Genomic DNA, 25,431 nt, shown 5'->3' with positions numbered 1-25,431 from the left:
TCGGACCGCCGGCTCAATCGCCGGCTCAGTCGAGCAGGCTGTCGCCCCGCACGCGAGCCGCCTGCCCGGCGGCCTCGAGATGTTCGGGCAGCACCCGGCCGAACAGCTGCCTCGTGCGCGCGACGCTACCGATGACACCGGGGCGCTCGCAGTAGGCGAAGATCGCCGAATGACGGGCGGTGCCCCCCTGCACCGGGCTGACCCGGTGCAGCGAGAAGCGGCCCCGGAACAGCTGGAGATCGCCGGGACGGAGCATGAGGCGCTGTGTCCGCCGGTCATCCCGACCGGTGAGGACGTCACACACGGCCTCGAGGTTCTCGGCCTCGGCGGACCGGATGTCGGGACAGTACTCGAAGACCCCGCCTGCCTCCGACTCCTGGATCAGCAGGCTCAGCGAGAACTCGTTGGTGTCGAAGTGCCAGGGGTGCTCGTCTCCGGGCCGGATGACGTTGAGGCACAGCTGGGCCAGCGGGTCCGCCAGCTCGTACAGGCGATCAAGCCCGCAGCAGGCAGCCACGAACCGCCGAAACGACTCGTTGGAATACAACCGCCGTATGCCCACACCGTCGGGGACGAGATCGGCCGCGACGAACGCGTTTCCGCGCCGCATGGTGATACGCCCGGGATGACCTTCGGGTAGCGGCGTCCCCATGTCGATGTTGTATGCGTTGACCGTCTCGGCCTGGTAGTACGCCGACGGAGCAAGCTCAGCGCATTCGGYACGCAGGGCCTCACGGGCATCGGGGCGAACGAATTCAGCGAGGACGCTGCAACCCGTTGCCTCCAGCTCTCGACGGACTCTGGCCGCCAGGTCGTGCCAGGCTGCACTCGCCGGATGCGCGAGAGGATAACGGTCGGTGTCGACCAGGTCATCCAGACCATCGAGCGCGGTGGCGACGCCGGGTCCACTGGAGCACCCAGGTCCGCCGGGGCTTTCACGCACGGCGGCGTATCCAGCTGCGGTGGCGCGCTCGGGCCCGATGACACGTTGAGGAACACTGACACGTTCAGCAGCAGTGACGCTGTTGGGCACGGCGCTGTCCACGGGCCCGGGCATACCTGGCAGAAGGCCCTGGCCCGTGGATCCCGCCGCATCATCGCCGCAGGTCAGAAGGCTGTCTGATCCAGCAGGGCAGGCCGCACCGCGCGCTGCAGCAGTTCTCGAGCGGCTCACGAGATCCTCCCTACGCCGGGCGTGCGCACCTCACCATGGCGCGCCTGACTGGGTTTCCGAACATTCTTGCCTCGGCTACCAGCACATGAACATGCCTGTGATATCCGACACTTTTATGTTCTTTCTACACTCAGGGCTGGTAATCGGGCTTCCTTCTCAGCACCGATTTCCTCCCTTCCGGACGTGTGGGATGCCAGACCTGGACCGTCGGYGTTGAGTCGGGCTTTCAGGCGCAATGCCGTTGAGTTGCGGGTCTGACAGGGGTCCGACCGCCCGGATGATCTRCACAGTTTCGGCCGGGCGGCGGATGGGTGGAGGAGRCCGTGGCCGTTGGGGGTTCCACGACAGGAAACGGGACATCTTCCGTTTGGCCTGCCGGACCACGCAGCGGAGCCGACACACAGGGTTGATCTCTTCCTGAAGCTCACGGGTAAGGTGAGCGAGTTCAGCCGTGAGATGATCAGAGGGGAAAGCCCCGGGCACAGGGGCGACACTGCGCCAGACCACCCGTAGGACGGCGGCGACGGACGCCCTGGGGGATCCAGCGGCTCGCCGCGGTTCACCACCGCGGCGTGCATCAGGACCCGCAGCCCGCGGTGTAGACCGCCAGGTGCGCGAAGATCTCCTGGAACACCAGCTCCGGGCTCTTGTTCCCAGCTGCAGCGGGCACGCGCCGACCGGCGCCGGACCGCACGGCGTAGCGGCATCCAGAAGCGGCGCAGGTTGTCCGGTTCGATCGGAGTCCCGATCTTCGTCGTGAACAACCGCAACTCCCCGCCGACCCGCAGCGGCGTGTGACGCACCGTCAGCGTCTCCCGGTCGGTGTCGATGTCCGACCACTGGAGGCCGAGCAGCTCCCCGCGGCGCATACCGAGGAACAGCGCCAAGACCAGCGGCGCGTACAGCCGGTCGCCCGCCGCCGCGTCGAGCAGCGCGTGCGCCTGTTCGACCGTCAGGCCGCGGTCGACGCCGTAGCGCGGAGTCGAGACCTGCACCAGCTTCGCGACGTTCCGCCGGATCAGCTCCTCCCGCACCGCCGCCTGGAGCGCGTTACGCAACACCGCATGCACGACCTGAACCTGACGCTTCGACGGCAGCCGCTCGCAGCACCGGCCGACCGCGCAGCAACGCCGCTCGCCTTCCGGTCGCTCCTTGTCCACACCCCGCGGACAGCACCGGCAGGTGCTCTCCGTCCGCCGGATGAACTGCCGAACGTCCGCGCCGGTCAGCCTGTTCAGCCGCTTCTTCCCAAGACCCGGCACGAGGTAGATCCGGACCGCCTTCTCATAGGTGACATACGTGTTCGGCTGACGGTTCGGTTTCACGGTCTACGCTCCCCGGGCAGCCCGACCCGCAGCCTGCCAGCGGCGAGACTGTCTGTGGCCGATCCACACACCCGAATCTGGGTCCTGTGTGGAACTACGAGAGCGAACCCCGCTATGCCGGCCTTTCCTGACGAGAGTAGACTCCGGGAGATGAACGGAGCCGACTTCGTAAGGTAAAGGTTAGGGGCTCGAGTCCTCGTCTCCGCCGTCACCTTTAGGGCCTTCCTTTTCTTCCTCTCCGTCGATCAAGGGTGAAGCGGGGTGTCGACGTGACCCGTTGACGCCGTCCTTCCAGGCCCGGCGTCGCGAACCGATGAGTGTGGCCGCGGAAATCCAATGGTCACTGTTGCCCCCGCTGACCATGATTACCCCGCAGGTCGCCGTAGCCGGTGTCCTTGAACCCGCCTACGACATCGCAGGCGACAGCTTCGACTACGCTCTCAACGATGAAATCCTGCACGTGGCCGTTATCGACGCGATGGGTCACAGTCTGGACGCCGCAGTTCTGGCAACGGTCGCGATCGGTGCCTACCGGCACGCCAGACGTGCCGACATCGGGCTTGCCGAGCTGTACATGTTCATGGACGCAGCCATCCACAGGCAGTTCGGACCCGACCACTTCGTCACCGCACAGATGATGCGTTTGGATATCGGAACTGGTCACCTACAATGGGTCAATGCAGGTCATCCGGCAGCGCTACTGATCCGCGACCATAGGGTTATCCAGGCGCTGGAGAGCCCGGGAACCCTACCGGTCGGATTCGGTGGTGACATACCGCAGGTCAGTGAGCAGACGCTCTTGCGCGGCGACCGGGTGCTATTCTTCACCGATGGCCTCATCGAGGAGCACGAAAAGGGCGGAGAACAATTCGGCGAAGAACGCCTGATCAGCTTCGTTGAGAATATCCGGGGTAAAAGCATCCGGGAGATGGTCCGAGATCTGTCCCATGCACTGATGCGGGAAAGGTGCGGAATCACGACCGACGACGCGGCTCTCTTCCTGGTCGAGTGGCGCGGGGGCACCGCCGACCATCTCGCCAGCATAGATATTTAACCAGGAAGACGTTGATGGCGCCGATCGTCTCAGGTTCCGTCTCAATCGTGCGTGTCCGCGGCTGTTCGCGGCGATGAGGGAGCCTGCCCGACGCGCGAAACGAACCGCGACGGAGCGCGGTGAACCCGCCACCGCGGCACGAAAAAGCAGACAGTCGGAGCCGAGTCTCCGGTCCGGTCCGACCGGCAGGCCGTGCCATTCGCGTGCCAGTAGCAACGTCGACAGAGGGCACAGGACCGCCGTCGACCTGGGCAGCGCCCCGTCCACGCCCTGGCAGGCGCCGCAGACCACACAGGTTTCCCAAGCTCATGACGCGTGTAGGCCCGTGCTGCGCGTACAGCCATCCGTAAGGCCAAGCCCACGAACACCGGCGGACATGAGCGGAACCCGTCAGGGGGGCTGTATCCGAGCCAGCTCCGCGTGGACCGCAGTCAGCCGTGGGTTTCCCGCCCCTGCGGACGACTGCTGGCAGCGACGACTGCTGGCAGCACCGCATCGCCTGACAGCACTGCGTCGTCCCGAGTTGTGGCTCTGTCACGGGAACGCCAGCCGAGCCGGTCTGCGATGCGCCGGACCAGGCCCGTGCGGCCGTGACGGTCGGGCGTCGATGAGCTGAGGTGGGGCGGGGCTCGGAGGGGATGCCGCACGCGATCCGCTGCGCCTGGGGTCTTGCCCGTCGCTGACAGGGTCCGATAGGGTCCGGATAGGACATGGGACTCCGAGTTTCAAGTTTTGAGTGCGCGAGGGGTGGGTGTGCGTTCCGACGATGCGGGCCCGCCGGCCGGGGATCGGCAGCCGCGCGGCCTGGGCCGGCGCGCACGACGGTCGGAGGATGAGACCGTCCGGCGGATGCTGCGCACGGCGGCGGACGTGGTGAACCGGACAGGACTGACCGTGAGCCTGGACCACCTCAACCTCGAGGAGATCATTCGTCTCGCCGACGTGTCACGCAGTGCTGTCTACCGTCGCTGGCCGTCCAAGGACCTTTTCGTCTCCGACCTGGTGAAGGAACTGGCGGCGGGCGCCGTCCCGGGTATCGAACGGGACGAGATAGAGCTGTTCCGACGTGTCGTGCGCGCACACGAGGACGGGTTCAGCACGCCGCAGGGCCGGCGGGATCTGATTACCGAGCTGTTCCGCGAACTGGCTCTGCTCGACTTCGAGGTGCTCCGGACGTCGGCGGGGTGGCGGACCTATATCGCCTTGCACGCCACGTTCCTGAGCCTGCCCGACGGAGGGCTCCGTGAGGAGGTCCGCGAGGCTCTCGCCCAGTCCCAGCGCGACCATGTCGCTCGCGTCGCGCGATCCTGGGTGCAGCTCACCCAGGTGTTCGGCTACCGGCTGCGCCCTGAGCTGGAAGCCACGTTCGACACGATGGTGAACCTGTTCGACGCGACCCTTCGGGGGTTGTACCTCGTATCCCTCGCCACTCCGGACGTCGCCGAGCGGCGACTGAACGCACGCCCGTTCGGGGCTTCGGGCACGGAGGAATGGTCGCTTCCAGCGATGGGGCTCGCCAGTGTCGCGATGACCTTCCTGGAGCCCGACCCGACTGTTGTCTGGAGCGACGAACGGAGCACGGCGGTGCGTCAGGCACTGGCGCCCTGGACGATTCCCGACGCATAAGCCGCCATTCCCAGCCCAGGACGACCGAGGTGACAGGGCCCCCCATGGCGACCCCCGCAATCCGCGCTGTCGGTCTCGGTAAACGCTACGGTAAATTCCACGCACTGCGCGATCTTGATCTCGAGGTTGCTCCCGGCGAGGTCGTCGGCTATCTGGGGCCCAACGGCGCGGGGAAGACCACGACGATCCGGCTGCTTCTCGGATTCGCGCACCCGACATCCGGACGTGCGGAGATCTTCGGGCACGACTGCCAGCGACGGAAGACACAGGCCCACCGTCATCTCGCCTACGTTCCGGGCGAGGCGAACCTGTGGCCGGAACTGACCGGAGCCGAAACGCTGTACCTGCTGGGCCGAGTCCAGGGCCGGGTGGACGCCGCCTACCGCGGCGAGCTCGTCGAACGGTTCAGCCTCGACCCGTCGAAGAAGGTGCGGGCCTACTCCAAGGGCAACCGGCAGAAGGTGCTGCTGATCGCCGCCCTGATGAGCCGCCCCGACCTGCTCGTGCTGGACGAGCCGACCAGCGGGCTGGACCCGTTGATGGAGCAGGCGTTCCGGCTCAGTGTCGCGGAGGCCCGCGACGCGGGCCAGAGCGTGTTCCTCTCGTCGCACATCCTCAGCGAGGTCGAGGCCCTGTGCGACCGGGTCGGAATCCTGCGCGAAGGGCGGCTCGTCGAGATGGGAACGCTCCGCCAGATGCGCCACCTCGCGGAGTTGGCCGTCGAGCTCACCTTCGACCGGCCGCCGCCCGACCTTGCCCGCGTACCGGGCGTGACCCGGGTCGTGGTGGACGGCCACCGAGCCCTGCTGGGGGTACGGGGGCCGATCCAGCCCCTCCTCGACGCCCTTTCCGGTACCAATGTCCAGGAATTCCTCAGCCGGGAGCCCTCCCTGGAGGAACTGTTCCTCGCCCACTACGGACCGGACGAAGTCGAACGCGACGAGGGGTCGCCGGAACAGCTGACGCGGCAGCGGGCATTGGCATGACGGTGCTGCCTCTCTCGGTGCCGCGTGGCGCCCTGAGCCCGGCGGGCGGTGACGCACGCCTGGTCGTGGGCGGTCGAGTGGCCCGTGCCGCCGCCCGGTCAGGCGCGCTGTGGGGGTGCGTGTTCGGACTGTTCGTCGTCGTGCAGACCGTGGCGTTCACAGCGCAGTACGACACCCAGGCGGCCCGCGACCAGATGGCCGCCACCTACGGCACGGAGGGTGGCCTGACCGCGGTCCTGGGCCAGCCGGACGCGCTCAACACCGTCGCCGGCTGGGCGACCTGGCGCTTCGTGGGCATCCTGGGCCTGCTCGGGTCGGTGTGGGGAGTCCTGCTGGCGACCCGCCTGCTGCGCGCCGAGGAGGCCGCCGGGCAGCTCGACGCCCTGCTGGTCCGTCCCGTCAGCCGGGCCCGGTGGCTCGCCGGACGCCTGGCGGTGTCCTGCCTCCTGCTCGGCTGCGCCGGCGTGGCCGCCGGCGGCGGCGCCTGGGTCGGTACCGCCGGCCAGAGCGACGGGATAGGCGCCGGGGACCTGGTGACGGCCGGGGTGAACATCGTCCCGCCCGGCCTGTTCCTGCTCGGCCTGGGCACCCTGGTCTTCGGTGGGTGGCCCCGAGCTACCCGGCCCGTTGTCTACGCCTACCTGACCTGGGCTTTTCTCATCGAGTTCTCCGGCGGCGCCGTGCGTCTCCATCACTGGCTGCTGGACACCTCCGTCTTCTTCCACGTGTCCCCCGCGCCGGCGGGTCCCCCGGACTGGTCGAGCGCCGCGGTCCTCAGCGGCCTCGGGATCGCGGGGGCCGTGCTCGGCGGCTTCCTCTTCCGCCGCCGAGACCTCCGCGCCGCGTGAGCGCCGAAGCCCCGGACCGTACCGCGAGCAAGCATGAAAGGCCCGACACGTGACAGTGTTGATCGTGGTGGAGTCGTGTTTCGGCAACACGACCGCGGTGGCTCATGCCGTCGCAGCCGGTCTGACTCGAACCGTCCCGCTGGAGACGGTCAGCGTCGTCCACCCTGCCGAGGCTCCCGTGGCCCTGCCCGGCGACGTCCGGCTCCTGCTGGTCGGCGCCCCGACCCACGCCTTCTCACTTCCCCGGCCGCAGAGCCGTAGGGAGGCCGGAGAAAAAGGGGCACAAGACGTCGACCTCCCCGGAGTTCGCGAGTGGATCGAGAGGGTGACACCGTCCAAGGATCTTCACGTCGTCACCTTCGATACCTCGATCAAGACCAGGTTCGTCCCTGGAACAGCGGCCAAGGCCTCGTCGAAAGCGCTGAAGAAACGAGGGTTCCGCCACGTCGACCGTGGACCAGGTTTCTTCGTCACCGCCACCGAAGGGCCCCTGGCGGACGGGGAACGCGAGCGGGCCGAGGCGTGGGGGGTGCAGCTCGGCCGAGACCTGAACGGCTCGCCGGGCCGCACCGGCAACAGCACCGGCTGACCGCCACCATCCAGGTTCCGGGCCTCTGATGGGACCCAGGTTCCGGGCCTCTGATGGGACCCAGGTTCCGGGCCTCTGATGGGACGTACCGGGTCGCCGTGAGGCAGGCTCGGTGCTGGTAGCCGCTGGCAGCCACAAAGCGTCGGCTCAGCTCTCAGCGGGGGGGATGTTGGGGTTGAGCCGGAAGCGGTTTTCCGGGTCGTAGCTGCGCTTGACCTGTCGAAGGCGCTCGACGTTGCGTCCCCAGGCTCGTGCCCGGGCGGCGTCGTCGAGATCGGCGTCGCCGCCGAAGTTGAGGTAGGTGCCCGACGCGGCCCGCAGTGTGACGGCCTCGTCGTAGGCACCGCGTACCCAACGGATGTTCGCGTCGTCGTCGGCCGGGTCCAGCCAGTTTCCGTCGAGGCTCAGCATGTGCCGGGCGCTGCGATCGCCGAACGCGGTTTCCGCCGCCCCGACCCGCGACATGGCGCCTCCCAGGAGAGGCACGTGCACCAAGGTCGTCGGGTGCGGGCGGTCCTGGCCGACGCGGACCACGAACGCGGTCGCATCCTCGTCGAGTCGGTCCAGGTAGACGGACTTCCAGTAGCTCTGCAGCCCGCCCTTCGGGAAGAACGGGTCGAGGGAGGACTGCGCTGTCCGGTACGACAGCGCCTGGCTCATGTCGGCGAGCGGCGCGCCGAACTCGGCAAGCGCCCGACACGCCCGCTGGCCCTCGTCCGGGTCGCCCGCGTACAAGGCGGCCGTGATGAACACGTCGCGGTTGTATACAGCGGGCGGGAGTGCCGGCGACGCCGGCAGCGACCACATCATGGCACGGCTGGTGACCTCGTCGGGGACGGTGGACGTCCAGTCCCCCCAGCGGGGGAGCACCTCGGCAGCGGCGTCGATCGGGTAGACGACCATGCCGTTCCAGACGACCGGACCGAGCGGATAGGCCTCGAACTCGAAGGACACCACCACGCCGAAGTTGCCGCCCCCGCCCCGCAGCGCCCAGAACAGGTCCTCGCGCTCGGAGGCGCTACACCGCACGACGTCGCCGCTGGCCGTCACGACCTCGGCCGCACGCAGCGCATCGCAGGCCAGCCCGTACTTGCGGTGCAACCAGCCGATTCCGCCACCGAGCGTCAGACCAGCCACACCCGTGGTYGACACCACTCCCCCGGGTACCGCGAGCCCATGCAGCTGCGTCTCACGGTCGACGTCGCCCCAGGTCGCACCACCGGCCACCCGCACACGCCGCTGTTCCGGGTCGACCCAGACACCCCGCATCGCCGACAGGTCGATCATCAAACTGTCGTCGGCCGTGGAGGTCCCGGCGATGCTGTGGCCGCCGCCGCGGACGGCGACGAGCAGGTTTCGCGTTGCGGCGAGGCGGACGGCGTCGACGACGTCGGCAGCCCCGGTGCACCGGATGATCAGACCTGGCCTGCGGTCGAGCATGGCGTTCTGGATGACCCGCACGTCGTCGTACCCGACGTCGTCCGAGGTCAGAACCTGCCCGCGGAAGATCGCACGGATCTCCTCGACCGTCTCGTCCGAGAGTGTCTGCCGCTGGCCTTCCAGCGTGAGCACCTGTGCCGACATGGAGCGCTCCTCCCCCTTGCGCTCGCCGGTGTCCACTGGTGAGCACCGGTCTGCGTCACTCACCCCTACAGGGTCGCGCTACGACCGGGTCGTCGCAAAGCGTGCCGGTACAGCAACCAGGCGTTGCCGTCGCGGGTGGCAGGTCAGACCGCGACGATCTGATCGTCCTGCGTCATGGTGCCCACACACGCGACGAGGACGAGCCGGCCTACCCCGGGAAGCACCTCTACAGGAGCACACCGAGGAAAATGAGCAGGATCAAGGGGAGAAGGCCGACAAGACTCCAGGTCAGAGAGGAACGGGCGGCCTGCCGGGCGCCAGCGAGATCCCCCTGAATACGTCGTGGCTCGACCGTCGCCGACCTGTTGATCGCAACGATGCCGCACGGCGGGAAGATCAGCGTGACGATGATCGCCAGCCAGAGAAACGAGTGCACCGGTGGAATCATCGTGGGGCCTGGCCATCCATAACCCCACCACACGCGGTGGGGAGCCCCGTAGCCCGCTTGCGGATAGCCAGGGACCGGATAGCCAGGGCCATGGCCGCTGTGGGGACGAAACCCAGGCGTCCAGCCGCCAGGGCCCGTCCCAGCGGTTGTTCGCCACAGCTGCCATGGGTCCTGTCGCTCATGCCCTTGCCGTTCATCCCACAGGCTCGGTTCCTGCTCCGGTCCGGTACCGCTGTCCGCGCCGGCGCGCGCCTGCGCGGCGGTCTCCTCAAAGTCTTCGGCCGGGGCGGACGGGACGTCCCAGAGCCCGCCGGCAGGGTGGCCGCCACGCGTTCGGTCCGCGTCGCCGGTGTCGGCCCGCCTGTCCTCGGCCGCAGTGTGCCCTCGTTCGGATGTTCCGTGCCGCCCGGTCCGCGACGCGGCGAGATGGCGGTCGTAGTCCGTCCGCAGATCACGTAACACCTCGTACGCCACGTTGATCAGAGCCATCTCCGCCACGTCGGTCCCGCCGGTCCGGTCCGGGTGACGGGCCCGCGCGAGGGCCCGGTAAGCCTCCTTGATCTCCGCGTCCGATGCCGACGCTGAGATATTCAGCATCTCGTAGGCGTTCTGGCCGTGCAGCGCCCGGAGCATGCGGGCCAGCCGGGTCAACGCCCGATCCTGCGGACCACGTCGGCGCGGTAGCAGGCGAGGGACCAGTGAGCCGTCGCGAGGCTGTGCCCCGGCGGGATGCGCATGCGGCCCGCCGCAACCGTCACGGTCCGTGGGCCAGCGAGGATGAACGTGACAGCGTCCATGGTCGTGGCGGTGCCCTCGTAGTGCCAGTCGGCGCGCAGGATCTGCTCTCCGCGGACGAAGGGCTCCTGTAGAAGCTGCTGGACGAGGGGCGGTAGGTTGCCCAGCACCTCACGCTCGCGGCTACTCAAGCTCGTGCTCGGCGGAGCCCCGTACGGCAGATGCTCGTCGGCCGTCGACGTCGACGATGCCGCCGGCGGTGGGGTGCCGGAAGCGCGGGCGCCGGGACGATGATCGATGTTCTTCCTGCGGACCGTCGCCGGATCGATGACGTAGGTGCTGACGGAGTAGCTGCGCGTGCCGTTCGGACGGGTCGTGGGTTCGGCGACGCAGAGGCCCAGGCTTCCGAAAGCGACCGCCTTGACCCGCCCGTCCATCTGGGTGATCGCCCACCATGCCTGGATTCGGCCGGCACGTTCCTCCACACGGGAGCGGATCTCGGAGTCGAGCATCCGCCAACAGGCGTCACGCAACGGGAGTGAGACGAAATCGAACCCGTGCGCGGCGAAGACCGGCGGAACCGGAGGGTCTGCTCCACGGATATCCGCGGCCGCGGACCGGAAAGGCTCCACAGCGGACGGCGTCGACGCATGCGGCCGAGGACCACGTCGGTCGGGATCATCGATCAGGGGAAGGCGGTCGGGGGGCATACGCGATATCACCTCGCCTTTGGCCAGACAGGACCGTGCACTGCTAACGCGCCAGCGGCTCCTTGCGGGGTGGCGGCTGCCGGTCGAGGCCGATCCGAACCTGCAGGCCAAGATGCTGTTCCAGCAGATGTTTGAGTTCTGGATCCTCGATGAGCCGCAGCCGCTCCTGTTCACGGGCATCCGCCCTGGCCTGCCGTTGCGCGGAGCGCTGTGCACGTTCCATTGCCTGCTCGGCGCGGCGAGCCGAAGCCTCGATCTGCCACCGTTCCCGGACGAGGTCCTGACGCTGCCGTTCCTGCGCGCGCAGGAACTCCGACCGCAGTGATCGCCGACGAGCCACGATACATAGCGCATCAGAACGTGCGCCGACTGACAAGAGTCGATCGCACATGGACCAACTCCGAGACGGTCCGACCCCCATCGAACGCATGGGGTAGCAGTCGGCCCGGATGGATGGCTACGAGGTCATCACCGGCCCTGAACTGCACATCTCGGCCGACCCGGCGCACCGGTGGGATACTGCCTCGGCTGACAAGACGAGGCAGGTTCGCCGCTCCGCCGCTGTGGCGGCCGGTAAGGAGCGGCGGTATGCCCTGCGGGAGGTGCCTGAGCACACGGCCAACGGTGTTGTCGCCGAGACGTTCATGACCGCGTGGCGGCGCTTCTCCGAGGTGCCCGACCCTCGTTGCCCTGGCTGCTGGGTGTCGCTCGCAGGGTGGTGGCGAACCAGCGCCGCGGCGAGACGCGTCTTGCGCGGCCGCGGCTGACCATACGGGACGAGACGGAGCCGGCCGGGGGCAATCCGGTACGTCTAGGCCGGCGGGGTGTAACCGTGGATCTCGTGCTCGGCGATGCGCCACACACCGTCCGGCTCGCGCCGCTGGAGCTGGCGGTGGTCGAACACGGACCGGGCGGTGAACGGCCCGTCGCCCTCAAGCGTGAACGCCGCCGCCGTGTACTCGACCGCTGTGCGATCGGCATCGAGCGACCAGGCCCGCAGGTTCGTGATCAGGTGTCGGCCACGCAACGGCGACATACCGCGCTCCATCACGGACCGGACGGYGTCCCTCCCGTGGGCCTGGAACACCGTCGCGTCCTCGGTGTACAGCGCCAGCGCGGCGTCCACGTCGCGGGCGTCGAACCGGCTGAACAGCTCGGCCACGAGCGCCTCGGCTGTTAGCCGCCGCGCGACTTCCGCACTGTCGGGAACCACTCCTGGATCGCGCATACGCAGTGTCTGCCCATCGTCGGCGGCGAGCATTCGGCTAAGCCTACTCCCACGGGCCCGGGCCAGAACCGCGCCCGGGACGGTCCGGGTGACGGGAACGGAGTCCCTGAACGGCCAGCGGCTGCCCCGTCAGACCGAGGCTGCCGCGTACTTCGCCTGTCTGGAGGCGATGCAGAACGCAGCCAAACATGCGCCGGGTGCCGCCGTGTGCGTCGACATCGGGCTGGCCGACGGGGTCCTCAGCTTCACGGTCAGTGATGATGGTCCCGGCTTCGATCCGGCCGCCCCGGAAGGCGGTGGCACGGGCCTGCTCGGGATGGCGGACCGGGTGGGCGCGGCGGGGGGCGCCCTGAGCATCCGCTCGGCGCCTGGAAACGGCACCACGGTTTCCGGGAGGCTACCCGCGTCTCCCCTACCTCCCTGGTCCGCCGGATAAGGCGGCACCGCTCGCCCGCTGTCTCAGCGCATTCACCCCTATAGGGATACGCGATGCGACGCACTTCCCGCACGCGGTGTCCTGCCTGATCTCGACGGCGACAACGTCGCCGGTGGACGCCGGCGAACAGGCCACGGCCGACCGAAACCGGCCGCACCTGGCCGCCGGGATGCGCGCCGAGCGGTAGGTGCCCATGCTGGTGCGGTCCGAGGGTTCGCCGTCGAAGGAGCGCCATGATCGAACTGCTGGCCCCGATGCCGCTGTCGTCATGGGCAGGCACCAAAGAGACGCTGCACCGGTACGTGCAGGTCGTAGGAAAGATCCGGTTGAGCGCCAGCCCACGTCGGAACCACTGGTGGAACGTCCCGTTCCACCTCACCGGCCGCGGTATCACGTCCCGTCCGATGGGCCTCGTCGACGGTAACCCGATTTTCACGATCGACTTCGACTTCGTCGGACACGACCTCGTCGTACACAGGCTGGACGGCGAGACGGTGTCGTTCCCGCTCGCGGGGCGATCGGTCGCATCCTTCTACCATCAGACGCTCGAGGCGCTCGGAGCGCTCGGCATCACGGTGCACATCGACCATCCGCATCCCTTCGACCTTCCCGACTCCGCCCGGCCGTTCCAGGACGACACGGAACACGCCGCGTACGATCCGGCACAGGTGACGCGCTACTGGCAGTTGCTCAGTCAGGTCAACCTGATCCTGGAGGAGTTCGCCGGCGGCTTCTCCGGCAAGGTCAGCCCGGTGCACCATTTCTGGCATACGTTCGACCTGTCCCATACCCGCTTCAGTGACCGCCGGATCGACCAGCCTACCGACGTCGACCCAGTGACGCGCGAAGCGTACTCACGTGAGGTCATCAGTTTCGGATTCTGGTTCGGTGACGCCTCCATGCCCGAACCGGCCTTCTATTCCTACACCGCCCCCGAACCCGCCGGAATCACCGACGGGCGGCTACGACCAGACGCCGCTCTCTGGACGCCGCGCGGCAGCAGCCACCTCGCGGTACTACCCCTGGGCGCCATTCAGGACAGCCCCGACCGCCGGGGCGCGGTCCTCGACTTCTACGAAAGTGCCTACCGCGCCGGAGCAACCCGAGCCGGATGGGATATCGACCGGCTCACCTGCCCGCACGGCATCACCGACCCCCAGCTGGCCCCCTCCATGGCATCCACCGGCAGCGCCACGCGGTAAGATCCAGGGCATCCGCGCCGGCGCACAATTATCGGCACGCCGTTTCAGGGGGGCACCCTGGCGATCTTGCAATCTCTGAACTTTTATCCGACCGAGCGGAAGGCAGCCACGCCGGAGCCCTGCTGGTCTGGGTCGACCTGCCGCGCCGGGTTCGGCGCCCAGCCGGTGGAGACCATCCTGGACACCCTGCGCACGGCTTCCTCCCCGGTCGTGTCCTGACCTCGTGTGCCGAGGCTGTCCCCGGTGCACGGGCCGGCCGCCAGCAAGGTCCTCGTCACCTGTGGGGCTGAGGGGGCTGTCGCGACGCTGGCAGGTCAGACCTCGGGGCGGAGCATGCGGGTGCGGCGGGCGACGGGCATGTGAGGGGTCTGGATGTAGGCGTTGCCGACGGGGAGCTGTTCGAGCTCCTCGGAGAGGTCCTTGCCGGTGCGGGTGCGCAGGAAACCGGCGGCCTTGCGGGACTGGGGGTAGTTGACCCGATAGATGATCTTTGTGCCGGCGTTGGCGAGGACGTCGGGGTGGAAATCGTCGATGCCTTGGCTGGCGACGATGACGGCGACGCCGAACTTGCGGCCCTCCTTCATCAGCCGGGGCAGGGTCGCGTCCTTGGCGAGGCGGTGCGCCTCGTCGAGGACGATCGCGAGCCGCAGTTCCCCGGTCTGGCCCCAGGAGAACATGTCCTTGTAGATCTTGCGGAGCAGGAACGCACCAGCGGCGACCTGTGCCTGCTCCACCTCGGCGAAGCCGTGCAGGTCGACGACCAGGCCATCCCGGATCAGGTCCTGGACCTTCACCCCGGTGTTGTCGGTGAACAGGCCGTATTCGAGCAGCGGGCGGCAGCGGGCGAGCACGTTCGCCACACCGCGCTCCTTCTCCAGCGCCGCAATGGAGTCACGCACCTCGTCAAGTGTCGGGATACCACGCGGCGGGATGAGCTGGCCGTGGCCGTGCGCCTCGTAGCCGCTGATCAGCGCCTGGTAGACGACGTCACGCTGGATGTCGCCCAGCCCGCAGACGTAGGCGAAGATCTCCGAGATCGACAGCGCGTTCATTTTGTAGGCGTGCCGCCCGCCGGCCTCGGTCAGCTCGAACGGCGAGAACGGCAGCCCGGCCGCCGCGTCGTGCACCCGCAGCGACGACGGGCGGCGCGGGTCGGAGCTGAACTGACCGTGGAAGTCGATGACCAGCGCGGGCAGGCCACCATCGGCGGCGCCCTGCAGCAGCCGGATCGTCGTCTCCGACTTCCCCTGCCCGGGGATGCCGAGAATGAACAGGTGGGGGCTGCCGATCGTGCCGGCCTCCCAGACCACCTCCTCTTCCGGGGGCAGCGTCTTCCCGACCCGCACCCGGAGGACCTCCGGCGCGCCCGAGGGGCCCCGGCGAACGGATTCGCCGGGGGTGCCCGGCCCGGATTCCGGCCCAGCCGGGACGGGAGGGCGGCCACCGGTCGGGGACTCGGGCGACGGCGGCACGCCGGCCGGTTGACCGCGAGATGGCTGATCGCCAGACGGCTGGCCACCAGACGGCTGGCCCGCGGGCTGACGTGGCGCTTCGGGCCCGTTCTCGACCGACACGCCAGGCGTCTCGTCCGGGTCCAGAACAAGGATCTCCGGATCGGGGGTGTCTGTGCCGAGGGTCGCGGCGGTCAGCGTGCGGATGCGCGTCTCGCCCATGGTGAACTCGTCCACGCCGTCGCCCCGCTGGACGACGATGTAGCCGCTGTGCTGGTAGGAGACCGCCGGGTCGGCGGTGTCGAGCCGGTCGATGCCTTCCTGCATGCGGCCGAACGCGACCGCGTCGGTGACCAGGCCGCGCCGCGCCGCGCGCCGCAGGTAGTACCGCAACAGGGTGGCGAGCCGGGTCCGCTGCAGCGGCCGGTCGATCCGTGCCGGGTCGGCGAAGAAAAGCCGCTGGACGACGTCGACGGTCGCCTTGACCTGGGCGTCGATCCCGCGGGCGAGGTCCTCGCTGTCGAGCATTCCGCGCGACTTCACCTCGACGGCCTCGATGTGCAGCCGCCGCCCCGGGAACCGGACCAGCAGCAGGTCGCACCGGCGCGCCTTCTCGCCGTTGGCACCGCCGCGGTGGGCACGCGGCCCGAACAGGTCGAGATGCGCGTCGACCGGGATGACGATCGTGTCGGCGAGCTCGCCGCGCCGGCGCAGATGGGAGACGACGGCGGCGAGCGCGACCGCCTCCTTGGCACGTTTGTCGTCGCCGGTCGCGGCGAGAATCAGCCGACCGGAGACGAGCAGCAGCTCGTCGACGACCGACGACACCGACTCGCCGGGCTGTTCGAAACCGAGCTCGGTCATCGCATGCAGGAACATTTTCTCGACGTCGGCCCGGTGCGCCGTCGTGATGGCCATCTGGTGGCCGAGGCCGTCGAGGAACTCGGGCGCGTAGTCCAGGATGTAGCGCCGCCCGCCGAACGCCCGCCGCGACGGGTCGTCGAACAGATCCAGGCCGAGGAACCGGTCCAGGACGACGACCCAGTCGCACCGGTCATGCGCGAGGTCGAGGACCCGCCGGGTGTCGCCGTCGACCTGGATCCGGATCCGGGCCGTCGGCGCGGCCCGGTCGCCCCGCACCGCCGGCATGGTCCGCTCCGGGTCCGCCGCGAACGCCTGCGGCAGGGAGGGCGGCACCGTCCTGGTATGACGCACCAGTACCGTCGTCTCGAGGTCTGCCGGGTCCGCATCATGGTCCGTTGGGTCCGACCCGGGATCCGCCGGGTCGACCTGACCGGCGCCGTCCGCGCCGGCCGAGAACAGACTTGAGACAGCCTCGGCGAACCGGCGGTGCAGGTCGGTGACCGGCGCGGAGTCCACACCGCGCGCCGTGGGGAACTCGATCCCCACGTACCAGACCAGCTCGGACGGGTCCCGTCTGGTGACCAGCTGGGTGATGAGCCCACGGAACGAGACGCTGCCACCGCTGGACTCGGCGACGCCCAGGTGCAGTTCGGGACGACTGACGTCGGCGAGCACCGCCAGGTGCGCGTCACGTGCCGCCTCGATCGCGTCCAGCGGGGCGGCGGAGATCTCCAGCGCCGGGTCGAGGAAGCCGCGGCCCGGACGGGCCCGGTTGTCGGCGATGTCGCGCTGCAGCTCGCGCAGGCCGGGCAACGGGTTCGTCTCCGACGCGCCCTCGCCGAACGCCTCGATCCAGATGTGCGGCGCGGTGGCGGCCTCGTCCTCGCCCGGCTCGCGGCCGGCGACGTTGTCGCCGGGTTCGGCGGTGACGGCTCGCAGCGCCTCGCCGAGAAACGCGCCGCTGCCCGGATTGGTCGCCAGGATCCGCAGCCGCTCGGGACTGCGGTGAGTGTCCCGGTAGAGCCTGATGCGGTCGGCCAGCCGAGCGGGCGGCACCTCGCCGACGCTGACGTCGGCACTCGGCAGCCCGAGCGCGGTCACCGTCTCGCTGACGGCCGTCGCCGGGTCGGGCTCGTCGACCGGCAGGTACAGCCCGTAGAGCAGCCGCAGGTTCTGCGCGAACACGTACGGGGCGCCGTCCGGGCCGGCGAGCAGGAACGGCACCCGGGCGGGCGACAGCCTGCCCAGCAGGTCGACGTCGACCTCGTCGCGGCGGTCCTTCGGCGCCAGCCCCCGCAGGCTGGTACGCCACGCCTCCAGTTCGGCGTGGTAGCCGAGGTACCAGGCGACCCGCAGCGGATGCGTGGGCAGCATGACCAGCGCGTCCACCGGGTGGCGCCGTCCGAGGCGGATCCGCAGCCGAAGAGTGTCGATCGAGGTGAGCGCGCGCAGGTCGGCGGCGCCGGAGTCCCGGCGCAGGATCCGCCCGTAGGCGGCGGTGTACTTCGCCCCCAGCGCGGCCAGTTCCTCGGAGAGGGCGGCGACCTCGAGCAGGCCGCGACCGGGCTGGTTGCGGACCGCCTCGAAGAACTCCCGCCGGGCGGCGAGGAACGCCCTGCCCGCGCCCGACGGCCAGCCGGGGCCCACCGCGGCGGCGGCCGCCGCCGCGAACGGCTGCCCGGCGCCCACCTCCGCCTCGTACCGGCCGACGTTGTCCAGCTCGGCGAGTGCGCGGGCGGAAAGCTCGCGCAGCGGCGCGCTGACCCCGATCCGGGCGACATGCGTCCTGCCGCCCCGACCGAACCGCACCTGCAGATAGGCCAGGTCGGCCACCTGCCAGCCCTCGGACGTCTCGACGTCGGAGTCCGCGCCCGCCTGCTCGGCCCGAAGCCGAGCCACCGGCAGGGAGACGGCGGTGTCACGTCGGACGGCGGTGCTTTCCGGCGGCGGCGCGTCGTCGAGCGCGAACTCCTGGCTGGTGGCCTGGGCGAGCTTCTGGCTGGTGGCCTGGGCGAGCGCGCCGTCGCGCAGCCGCAGCACCTGGTTGTTGCGGTCCAGCGCGCTGACCCGGACGGTCATCACCGCCGGCACCCGCTCGGCGCCCTCGGTGTCGACGTTCACCGTCAGCCGGTGGCTGTGCTTGCTGCCGGCGACCTTCGCCGCAGGCAGGGTGACGTCGAAGTCGGTCTCGTTGCCGTAGAACTCCTCGGACGGGACGATCTCCACCTGCCAGCGGGCCACGTCCTTCGGCCTGGTGGGCTCCGTCGTCCAGGTGACCTTCACGAAGCCGCCGCGGGCCGAGCAGGTCGGGACCGCGCCGTCCGCGCCCGCGCGCAGGCCGGTGCCTGCCGCGATGATCCCCTCGGCGTTGGCGAACGGCTCGATCTGCAGGGCCACCAGGTCGCTGTCGACGGGAAGGTCCAGCGGCCAGCGGTTGAAGGCCAGGTCCGCGTTGTCGTCGGCGGCCAGGTCGCGCAGCCAGGCACGCTCGGACAGCCGCGGCACGGCGACGAGGAACCGCTCGATCTCCCGGTAACGCTCGTCGTCCTGGCGCAGCGGGCAGTCGGCGAGCCGGGTGCGCGCGTCCTTCTGCGAGCGGGCCGGCTTGACCAGAGCGGTCACGCACTGGGCGTTCGCGTCGAGCCGGGAGACGAACGACGCGCCGCCCTGATCCGGGATCAGGCCGAGCAGGTGCAGGTGCGTTCCGGCGACGTACTGCGCGGCCGCGGCCCCGCCGGCGACCGGGTCGGCCGCGGCGGCGCCGACCGCGAGCAGGTACTCGGCGCGGGCCTGGCGCGAGCGCGGGAACGCGCCGCGGCGCACCGTCGCCTGGACCTGGCCGAACAGGTCCCGCAGGGGTCGGTCCAGCCTGTGCAGCGCGTCCCGGACGATCTTGGCGAACAGATCCTCGATGTCGATCGACTCGAACGAGTTCTCCAGGCTGCTGGCCGCCGGGCTGTCGGTGCCTGCCGGCACGAGCAGCAGCAACGCGGCCGACTTGCGGTTACGCAGCTCGATCGCGCGCTCCGGGGAGATGACCGCGTCGTCGTCGCTGACCGCTGCGCCGAGGACGGCGACCACGCAGCCGCCGCCCACCGCGGTGTCGGCGAGCGCGGTCGTCACCGCGTCGCGTACCGCGTGGCAGTCGTCGGCGCGCAGGTGGTCGAGCCGCATGCACCGGCCGGGGGGAGCGGCGCGCAGGAAGTCCGTCACCAGCCGGTTGGCGACCCGGGTGGCCAGCAGTGGGCTGAGATCGGTCATCGCCGCGCTCCAGCAAGAGGGTTGATCACATACTGGGCGTTGAAGTCGTCGGCGAGGTCCGCGAAGAAGCCCATCTGGTGCAGCCGCCCGGTGAACGCCGTCAGGTTCTGGCTCGCGACCGCGCGTGAGGACGCGTCGTCGCGCGCGGCCGGCGGGTGGTGGATCAGCAGACCCCAGCGTTGTTCCAGGGTGTCGAGCAGGTCGGTCAGTCGCATCCGGGGCCTCGGAGCGCCTGTCGCCGGGTCCATCAGGGTGGTCAGCAGCATGGTGGTGAGCAGCTCGTCGGTCATCGCGTACCGCCACGCCCGCCGGCCGCGCAGGTTCCCGCGCAGCAGGCCCGCCTGCTTGCGCAGGCCCCCCGTGTTCCAGAACCAGCTGCCGGCGCTGGTGACGGCCTTCGACGCCTGGGACTGCCGGATCGCCGCGAGCAGGACGTCCAGCTGCGACCCGCCGGGTGCGAGGGCGGAGAGCTCCGCCCTGGCCTCGTCCTCGGGCATCCGCATCTCGGCCCTGGTCGTCTCGATGATCCGTTCGATGTCCAGGCCGGCGCGCCACTCGACGTACTCCAGGCCGCGGATCCCGACCAGGGCGGCAAGCCAGTCCGGGCCGCGCCTGCCCTCCACGTACGGCCGGAGCTTCTGCTCACTGCTCGCGTACCGGTCGAGGGTCTTGAGCAGGATCATGTCCTCGAAGTAGGCCGGTAGCCGTTCCAGGTCGCGGTCGACGCACTCACCGGCCAGCCGGTCGGAGTCACCGCCCGTCTGGCGGGTGAAGTCGACGTAGATCTCGGTCCGCGCGGGATGCAGGTCGCGGCTGAGGTCGGTCGGCGCCGGCCCGTCCGCGCCGCCGCGACACAGCTCGCCGACCACGCTGAACAGTCGCAGCGTCGTCGTGAACAGGCCGATGTTGAGCAGCGCGGCCAGGTGACGCGCGAGCGCGATCGTGGGCAGCCGGTTGCGGTAGACGGTCAGGAAGTCGAGCAGCAGATCGCCGAGGGAGATCATCACCCCGGGCATGACCGGGCTCCAGTCGAGATCGGGCCGGCTGGCCAGGACCTTCCCAGGTTGAAAGCCCTCCAGGTAGTAGAGGCTGAGCAGCACGTTCGCGTCGAGGTCGTCGGTCTTCCCGTCGAAGGCCGGGACGAAGAGCGAATCGATGGCGACACCACGGCCGAACGCCTCGCGGAACAGCCGTTGCAGCGTCTGCTCCGGGTCGGGGGCGCCCCGGCGCAGCAACGCCTCCTTCAACAGCCGGTAGACGACCAGATGCACCTTGCGGTGCCGGGCGCCCTCGACCGGCAGGCCGGCCCGGTAGGCGCCGATGTGGATCGGCTGGACCGCGGCGAGCTGGACGTCCCCGCGACCGCGACCGCTGTGACCGAGCCGGACGACGCTGCTGTTGACCCACTGTTCCAGCACCGCGCGGCCGTGCTCGCCGGCGAAACCGCGCAGGTTCGGATGGGCGGCGAGCGCCTCGACGTACCGGTCCGGGTCCTTCGGGTCGGCGTTCGACCGGGAGAGCCGGCGGCCCTTCGTCTCCACCATTTCGAACAGCACCGGCAGGAACCGGTCGACGTCGAAGTCGTTCAGCTCGACGCCGGTCAGCTTGTCGAACTGGTAGGAGCGCAGCTCCTTGGGTATTCGCAGTGTCATCGGGCGTCCCGCAGCAGTTCGATGGTCGTTCCGGTCACCTTGATGACGTTCCGCTGACCGTTGGGCTCGATGATGATCACTCGACTCGCGGGCTGGAGGGTGAGGCTTGCGCGGAACAGGCCCAGTTCCTCGAGCAGCGGCGCGACCTCGGTGTTGGTCGGCAGGAGACCGGCGTTCGCGCGCATCAGCAGTTCGAACAGGTCGACGTCGATCGGCAGGTCCGCCTGGCCGGAACGGTGCCGCAGCACGACGATGTCGGCCGCCGTCTCGACGAACCGGTCGTCCACATCGGCCACGACGACCTCGAACTCGTCGGCCGGCAGTACCTTGACGACCGCGCCGCCGTCCTCGGAGGGCTCGCCCACCGAGACCGCGATCCCGTCGCCGTCGTAGCCGACCGGCCCGACACAGCGCGACAGGCCGCGCAGCAGCTTCGACACCACCGCGGTGCGGCGCGCCGCACCGTCGGTGCCGGGGTCGGGGTCGGGGCCGGCGCTGGTGAGCAGGGCACGGAACTCGTCGAGGTGCCGGTACGGGCCGAGGTGGTCGACGGCGGCGAGCTCCGCGTCGGTCGCGGTGAAGTAGCGCAGCCGCTTGGCGCGGGCGATGTCCGCGGTGGAACGGGTGCCGGGTGCGAGCCACCGCTCCACCCGCGGCGCCGGTACTGCCGCCGGGTCGAGGCTGCGCCATTCGCCGAGCAACCGGTCATGCCCGGCCGCGGCGTCGAACGCGGCCGCGCTGAAGTGCCGTTCCGGGCGGGCGGGGTTCCCGAAGCCGTCGCCGAACTCGTCGTGGATGTCGGCGCATCCGAGGTCGACGGTCACCAGGTAGGCGAGCGCCGAACGCAGATCGCGGATCGTGGGGCGCCGGCCGCGGCGCAGGTGCGAGGTGAGTACCAGCCGGTGCAGCCGTTCCTGGACGAGCCCGTCGCGCAGGCCGCGGGCGTTGGCCGCGATCGGGCAGCGGTGCTCGGCCGCGCAGCCGCCGCACGGCGCCCACAGCTCGTCGGTGAGCAGCGCGTCGAGCATTCGCACCGTCAGCGAGCCGGCCGCCAGGCCCACCGACGCCATCGACCGGCCCTTGAGGTCGATCCGCAGCACTCCCGCGGCGTCGGCGGCCTCGCCGTCACCGCCGCCGCCGCCGAGCAGCTTGGCGATCTCCGGGTAACGGTGGGCGTCGCGGTCGAAGAAGTCGAGAAGGCGGCCGTCGTTGGCGGCGAGCAACGCGGTGTAGCGGCCAGCCCCGGACTGCTCGTTCAGCGGGTCGAGCGCGCGGCGCAACAGCTGGTCCGCCGATATGCCCTCGTGCGACTCGCTGGCGTCGTAGACCGAGGCGAACTCGTGCCCGTCGAGCGTCATCCGCCAGCCGGCCGCGTCGCTCTCCAGGACCCGGGCGCCGCGGCGGCGCAGCTCGACGCCGAGCCGTTCCAGGAAGGCCGTCTTCCCGTCGCCCGGGTTGCCGCTGAAGACGACCAGCCGTGGCCGGCTGTCGATGATCCGCGGCATCAGCTTCTCGTCGAGGCGGGTCGGGATGTAGGTCTGGTCGGCGAAGTCCGAGTCCAGGCCCCGGTTGCCTCGATTTCCGAGCTTGCTGTTGCGGAACAGCTGGCGGATCTCGTCGACGGCCGGATTGACGACCAGGCCACGCTGGGCTGGGACAGCTGGCGGCGCCGTCGCGGGCGCCGTCGCCGTCGCCGTCGCGGGCGCGGGCGCGGGCGCGGGCGCGGGCGCGGGCGCGGGCGCGGGCGCGGGCGCGGGCGCGGGCGCGGCCGGCGGCGTCACCGCCGCTGGCGGGCCCTCCACTGGGACGGCCGACGTTTCCGGAACCGCACCCGTCGGCGTCGGGAATGGCGGTGGCGGTGGCGGCTCGAACGCCGCCTCGATCGCGTCGCGGAACTTGGCTGCGGACGGGAAGCGGGTCGCCGGGTTCGGGTCGCCGGCCCGGGCCAGCACCTCCAGGAACATGGTGCCGGTGGTGCCCGCCGCCTCGGCCTCCGCCGGCGTCGGTGGGACGAGAAGGTACTTGTTGCGGTGCCGTCCCTCGACCGCGTACGGCGCGCGGCCGACCAGCGCCTCGAAGACCAGGACTGCCAGCGAGTACAGGTCCGCCGCCGGCGACCAGGCGCCGTCCGCCGCGATCTCCGGCGCCTGGTACGGCGGTGTGCCGACCAGGCTGTGCGCGTCGGCCTCCGCTCGGGACGCGACCCCGAAGTCGATCAACGTCGCCCGGTCGTCCGCATCGACGATGATGTTGTTCGGGGACAGGTCGCGGTGCAGGACGTCGCGGTTGTGGGCGTACTCGAGCGCGTCGAGGATGTCGGCGAGGATCCTGCGGGCGGCGCCGAGACTGCCGCGCAGCCTCGGCGCGAGCTGGGCGACGGTCCTGCCCTCGACATACTCGGAGATCAGCGCCGGGCCGGGCGGCTCGAGCAGGTAGTCGTGCACCCGGACGATCCGGTCGTGCTTGAGCCTGTGCAGCAGGACGAACTCGCCGCGCAGGTTGTCCACCAGCTCGGCCGACTTCATGATCTTGAGCGTGTGGTGCATGTCGAACGCCCGGTCGATCATGAGCCAGGTGGTGGCGGTGGCGCCGTCGCCGAGCTGGCGCACCAGCTCGTACTTGCCGATCTTCACACCTGGTGCGAGCCGCACCGCGCGCTTGCGCTCCTCGGCCAGGTGCGCGGCCAACAGGTCCGCGATCTCGCGGGCCGACGGGCGGTCCTGCGGCAGCGGCGCGAAGCACGCGTTCAGCGCGTCGCGGACCCGGTCCGGCAGCGACGGCGGCGCCTGCGGCTCGCGCGGCGGGTCGGACTGGCGCAGCTCCCACCAGTCGAGCAGGCACAGCGCCAGCGAGTAGACGTCCGACGGGTTGATGGCCAGGTGCGCGGTACGCCGGCATTCCGGCGCCCGGAACGGCCCGCCGTCATGATCGACCTCGTCCGCGTCGATCACCGTGCGCGCGTCCGCGATCTTCGCGATCAGGAAGTCGGAGAACACGACCCGGTTCGTCTCCGGCGTCACCCAGACCCGGCTCGGGTGCAGCGCCCGGTGGGTGATGCCCGCCGCGTGGATGTCGGCGAGCCCGGCGAACGCGTCCGCGGCGACGGTGGCGAAGGTGGCCGCCGACGGCTGCCTGCCGGCCCGGATCAGATTGCGCAGCGTCTTCTGCTTCGGGCCCGGCGGGTGCATCGGAGCGACCCACATCTGGTCGTCGTTGACGCCGAAGTACGGGTCGACGGGGAACACCCGGTGCAGGTGCGCGAGACGCTGCAGCGCGTCGTACTCGCGCAGGATCAGCCTGTCGCTCTCCTTGAGCTCGGCCTCGGTGAGACCCTGGCGCTCGTAGGTGATCAGCACCCGCACCGAGCCGCCCGGGTGCCGGCCGACGTAGCGGCGACCACGCGGCGTCGGCTCGATGTTCCCGATGATCTTGTAGGCGCCGAGCGTCTCCGGCGTCTCGGGCCTCGGCCTGAGGCCGGTGACGACGGACAGGACCGTGTCACGGAACGGGGCGAGGTCGAAGTGCGCCGCGACCGAACGGTCGATCTCCGTCAGGCGCTTCTCGCAGCCGGCCAGCCGCACGACCTGGCTGGCCGCCCGTGGGTCTTCGATCTGGAACGTGGCCTCGGGCGAGGACATCACGACCAGCGGGTGGACGAGATGGAGCTGCCGCTGGCCGGGCGGCGCCGCGTTTCTGAGCGCGGACGAGAGCTGCCTGTTGGACCGGGTGAGGTTGCCGGCGAGGATCCGCGCGACGCCGACGGCCTGGTTGATCGGATTACCACGCTCTTCCAGGGTCCTACGCTCGTACCAGCGCTCCTCGGTGCCGATCAGGTCGACGCGCCAGGACTTCTCCTCGATGACGGTGACACTGTTCGGCCCGACCACGATGAAGTCGGAGTCACGCGTACCCGAACCGGCGACGAGCTGGCGGCCGCAGACGACCGTCCACCGCTCGTCCAGGTGGTCACGCAGGTAGACGGCAGTCGCCTCCTCACCCGGCCCGCTCCACGGACCATGGACGACAATCCTCGCCCCCATAGCGCCCGTCCCCTCCTGCCGCCAACGCCACGTCCTGTGGCCCCGGGGCAGGCACGGGGGTGACGTGGCGCCCCTCGTCGTGGGACACAGCCCGCCGCGGCGACGTCGGGACGTCGCCGTCCTCACCGTCTCCCCCACCATCGGCAGTCTCGCGCGCACCCACCTTCGGGCACCCTATGACAACGTATGCACCGGTCTCGTAGCGCGCCCGACACATC

At 70.1% G+C, this 25,431-nt stretch carries 16 protein-coding genes and 1 pseudogene; 8 read left to right on the top strand and 9 right to left on the bottom strand.

Annotated elements, in window-relative coordinates; genetic code table 11:
- Positions 1–25: 25 nt before the first annotated feature.
- Together BBK14_RS12535 and BBK14_RS12530 are read right to left on the bottom strand one after the other, a co-directional pair.
- Positions 26–1,057, bottom strand: coding sequence for a HalD/BesD family halogenase (locus tag BBK14_RS12535; RefSeq protein ID WP_241831430.1), 1,032 nt, complete (start codon positions 1,055–1,057; stop codon positions 26–28).
- Positions 1,058–1,863: 806 nt separating this feature from the next.
- Positions 1,864–2,502, bottom strand: a pseudogene (locus tag BBK14_RS12530) (tyrosine-type recombinase/integrase); the annotation flags it as partial.
- A 274-nt stretch (positions 2,503–2,776) separates the two neighbouring features.
- Between BBK14_RS12530 and BBK14_RS12525 the strand changes: the two are divergent.
- The 5 genes from BBK14_RS12525 to BBK14_RS12505 all read left to right on the top strand — a co-directional run bounded on the left by BBK14_RS12525 (position 2,777) and on the right by BBK14_RS12505 (position 7,602).
- Positions 2,777–3,553, top strand: coding sequence for a PP2C family protein-serine/threonine phosphatase (locus BBK14_RS12525; RefSeq protein WP_241831429.1), 777 nt, complete (start codon positions 2,777–2,779; stop codon positions 3,551–3,553).
- Positions 3,554–4,306: 753 nt separating this feature from the next.
- On the top strand, positions 4,307–5,179 hold the full coding sequence (locus BBK14_RS12520) for a TetR/AcrR family transcriptional regulator (RefSeq protein WP_131802256.1): 873 nt from the start codon (positions 4,307–4,309) through the stop codon (positions 5,177–5,179).
- A 44-nt stretch (positions 5,180–5,223) separates the two neighbouring features.
- Positions 5,224–6,165, top strand: coding sequence for an ABC transporter ATP-binding protein (locus tag BBK14_RS12515; RefSeq protein ID WP_071062160.1), 942 nt, complete (start codon positions 5,224–5,226; stop codon positions 6,163–6,165).
- Positions 6,162–7,013, top strand: a complete 852-nt coding sequence (locus BBK14_RS12510; protein WP_071062157.1) for an ABC transporter permease subunit — start codon at positions 6,162–6,164, stop codon at positions 7,011–7,013. The genes BBK14_RS12515 and BBK14_RS12510 overlap by 4 nt, the downstream gene beginning before the upstream one ends.
- 49 nt (positions 7,014–7,062) lie before the next feature.
- Positions 7,063–7,602 (top strand): hypothetical protein, encoded by a 540-nt coding sequence (locus BBK14_RS12505; protein WP_071062155.1) that lies wholly within the window; start codon positions 7,063–7,065, stop codon positions 7,600–7,602.
- Between the two features lie 147 nt (positions 7,603–7,749).
- On the opposite strand, the gene BBK14_RS12500 is transcribed toward BBK14_RS12505, so the two are convergent.
- The 3 genes from BBK14_RS12500 to BBK14_RS12490 form a co-directional block, all read right to left on the bottom strand.
- A complete protein-coding gene (locus tag BBK14_RS12500; RefSeq protein WP_071062188.1) occupies positions 7,750–9,186 on the bottom strand; it encodes an FAD-binding oxidoreductase in 1,437 nt (478 codons plus the stop codon).
- Between the two features lie 226 nt (positions 9,187–9,412).
- Positions 9,413–10,285 carry a CD225/dispanin family protein gene (locus BBK14_RS12495; protein ID WP_071062152.1) on the bottom strand — a complete coding sequence of 291 codons (873 nt, stop codon included), beginning with the start codon at positions 10,283–10,285 and terminating at the stop codon, positions 9,413–9,415.
- Complete coding sequence (locus BBK14_RS12490; RefSeq protein WP_071062149.1) at positions 10,282–10,881, bottom strand: hypothetical protein; 600 nt, start codon at positions 10,879–10,881, stop codon at positions 10,282–10,284. The genes BBK14_RS12495 and BBK14_RS12490 overlap by 4 nt, the downstream gene beginning before the upstream one ends.
- Before the next feature lie 217 nt (positions 10,882–11,098).
- On the opposite strand from BBK14_RS12490, the gene BBK14_RS12485 reads away from it, so the two are divergent.
- Entirely contained in the window at positions 11,099–11,404 is a 306-nt protein-coding gene (locus tag BBK14_RS12485) for a hypothetical protein (RefSeq protein ID WP_071062146.1), read from the top strand.
- A 486-nt stretch (positions 11,405–11,890) separates the two neighbouring features.
- Here BBK14_RS12485 and BBK14_RS36935 read toward each other — a convergent pair whose 3' ends face one another.
- The gene (locus BBK14_RS36935; protein WP_275078478.1) at positions 11,891–12,307 is read right to left on the bottom strand and encodes a nuclear transport factor 2 family protein; all 417 of its coding nucleotides are present in this window, start codon (positions 12,305–12,307) and stop codon (positions 11,891–11,893) included.
- An 88-nt stretch (positions 12,308–12,395) separates the two neighbouring features.
- Here BBK14_RS36935 and BBK14_RS36930 point away from each other — a divergent pair, with 88 nt between their 5' ends.
- Both BBK14_RS36930 and BBK14_RS12465 read left to right on the top strand, forming a co-directional pair.
- Positions 12,396–12,743 (top strand): sensor histidine kinase, encoded by a 348-nt coding sequence (locus BBK14_RS36930; protein WP_071062139.1) that lies wholly within the window; start codon positions 12,396–12,398, stop codon positions 12,741–12,743.
- A 233-nt stretch (positions 12,744–12,976) separates the two neighbouring features.
- Complete coding sequence (locus tag BBK14_RS12465) at positions 12,977–13,945, top strand: DUF5996 family protein (RefSeq protein WP_071062138.1); 969 nt, start codon at positions 12,977–12,979, stop codon at positions 13,943–13,945.
- A 314-nt stretch (positions 13,946–14,259) separates the two neighbouring features.
- Here the strand turns inward: BBK14_RS12465 and BBK14_RS38870 are convergent, their stop codons facing one another.
- Genes BBK14_RS38870 through BBK14_RS12445 form a run of 3 tightly spaced genes read right to left on the bottom strand, consistent with a single transcriptional unit; the run spans position 14,260 to position 25,213 of the window.
- Entirely contained in the window at positions 14,260–19,521 is a 5,262-nt protein-coding gene (locus BBK14_RS38870) for a hypothetical protein (RefSeq protein ID WP_071062135.1), read from the bottom strand.
- Entirely contained in the window at positions 19,518–21,173 is a 1,656-nt protein-coding gene (gene mads7 / locus BBK14_RS12450) for a methylation-associated defense system protein MAD7 (RefSeq protein ID WP_071062133.1), read from the bottom strand. The genes BBK14_RS38870 and mads7 overlap by 4 nt, the downstream gene beginning before the upstream one ends.
- Entirely contained in the window at positions 21,170–25,213 is a 4,044-nt protein-coding gene (locus tag BBK14_RS12445; RefSeq protein ID WP_071062132.1) for a protein kinase domain-containing protein, read from the bottom strand. The genes mads7 and BBK14_RS12445 overlap by 4 nt, the downstream gene beginning before the upstream one ends.
- Between the last annotated feature and the right edge of the window lie 218 nt (positions 25,214–25,431).

The sequence above is a fragment of the Parafrankia soli genome, from assembly GCF_001854695.1.
Lineage (GTDB): Bacteria > Actinomycetota > Actinomycetes > Frankiales > Frankiaceae > Parafrankia > Parafrankia soli.
This window is presented reverse-complemented; position numbering and strand designations above follow the sequence as displayed.